Annotated in this window: 2 protein-coding genes and 1 pseudogene; all 3 read right to left on the minus strand. The window is 41.2% G+C overall.

Features of this window, described 5'->3' with window-relative positions; all coding sequences use genetic code 11:
• Window positions 1-113: pseudogene (locus AB4496_RS22310) on the minus strand (metal-dependent hydrolase); the annotation flags it as partial.
• Window positions 114-256: 143 nt separating this feature from the next.
• A complete protein-coding gene (locus AB4496_RS22315; protein WP_102257308.1) occupies window positions 257-685 on the minus strand; it encodes a hypothetical protein in 429 nt (142 codons plus the stop codon).
• A 173-nt stretch (window positions 686-858) separates the two neighbouring features.
• A complete protein-coding gene (locus AB4496_RS22320; protein WP_009846561.1) occupies window positions 859-1,668 on the minus strand; it encodes a sulfite exporter TauE/SafE family protein in 810 nt (269 codons plus the stop codon).
• Window positions 1,669-1,703: the final 35 nt, after the last annotated feature.

Genomic DNA, 1,703 nt, shown 5'->3' on the forward strand with positions numbered 1-1,703 from the left:
TCTGGAGCCAATCCAGAAAGTAGCCCTAATACACCTGCAACAGCCAAATGTTGTTTTTTGCTTGCTGACTGTGCCAAAGAAGCGCCTAACACGCCCTGCGTTAAAGGATCCATAAATCACTCATTGATAGCATTCCGTTGAATCAAACAAGATACATTTAGCTATAGCAGTGAATTGGGTTAAATAACAATGTTTTATCAAGATAATACTGTTGATAAAACACCCTGACATTAATGAATTCCATGAAGAGTTAGCGTTAAACGTTTTGCTGTGTGGCCTTGCTTAACAGCATTTCCCAATCAGATTTATCAACCTGTCCTTTGTGAACATTCACTTTGTAATAGCCAGTTTTAGTCAGTGATTTAACCTGAATATACTGACGAGAAAAGACAGAGTTTTTGATCACTAAGTTCGCTTTAACGTCATGTAGATGTATGTCTTCACCAACTAAAGATAAATGTCTTCGGGTGAACTTGGAGATCAAAGCATAGACAGCGATCATGATTAAGATAGAAGTAACAAAAGGGAAAAACTGGATCTCAGTCTGATAAAACAAGTTGATAGCTAAAGATGCGATCACGTAACTTATTATCATTGATAGAGCCACGTTCCAACGTGGGCCGTTGCCCTTAAATGAAATTTCTCGTGCCATCACTCGCTCCTTTAGATAAGTACTTGACCACATTTGAATATTTATTAAACGCGAACAACCTTATTATGAACTATGACGCATTAAAAGGAGTAACTCATGTTATTGAAGGGCTCAGATCGCAATTAGACATTTACATGCATTTTTTCGCACCTAAATGTCTAATGAATAAAGAAACTGATTCAGTTACAGGTTACTGAATTCTTTAATTAACGAGCAACCATGCTGGCTGCGATAACCACCAACAGTACTGAGAAGATCTTCTTAATCGTTGGAACCGGTAAATGGTTAGTTGCTTTTGCGCCTAGCGGAGCTGTAAACCAAGATGTGCACACGATGCCTAGCAGCGCAGGCAAATAAACAAAGCCAGCAAAACCTTCTGTTAGAGCAAAGTGGCTGCTGCCCGAGGTGATATAACCGATAGACCCAAATAATGCGATCACAATGCCACAAGCCGACGCACAACCAATGGCCTTTTTCATATCGACAGAGAAGAACGTCAATAGTGGAACCAGCAATGCCCCACCACCAATGCCTATCATGGCTGACAAGCCGCCCGTAATAGTTGTAAGAACCGTTAGTACGCCCTTGTTCGGTAGCTTTCGTTCTTTAGGCGCGTCATTTTTGCTGCTTAAGAACATCTTGATCGCAATAAGAACCACACTCACGGCAAACACAATACGAACCACTTTTTCCGGTAAAAGAGCCGCCATAAAGCCACTAATCAATGCACCCAGAGCAACACCCAACATGATCCAAGGTGCCAAATCCCAAGGCACGTTGCCATTTTTGTGGTGAGCAAGCGCAGAAGAAGTTGAGGTAAACAAGATTGATGCCAAAGAAGTCGCAATCGCTGCAACGACCACTTGGTCAGCAGGTAAAACTTCTAAGTGAAGTAAAATACTGCTTAACACAGGTACAATGATAAGCCCCCCGCCAATCCCCAAAAGCCCGGCAAGAAAACCAACACCACTGCCTAATAATGCACAGTATAAAATCAACAACAGCAACTCACTCATTTCGTCCATCTCTTAATTAAATTAATTATCTTAAA

Origin of the sequence: Vibrio sp. 10N.222.46.A1 (assembly GCF_041473595.1) — a bacterium.
Classification (GTDB): Bacteria; Pseudomonadota; Gammaproteobacteria; order Enterobacterales; family Vibrionaceae; genus Vibrio; species Vibrio tasmaniensis_A.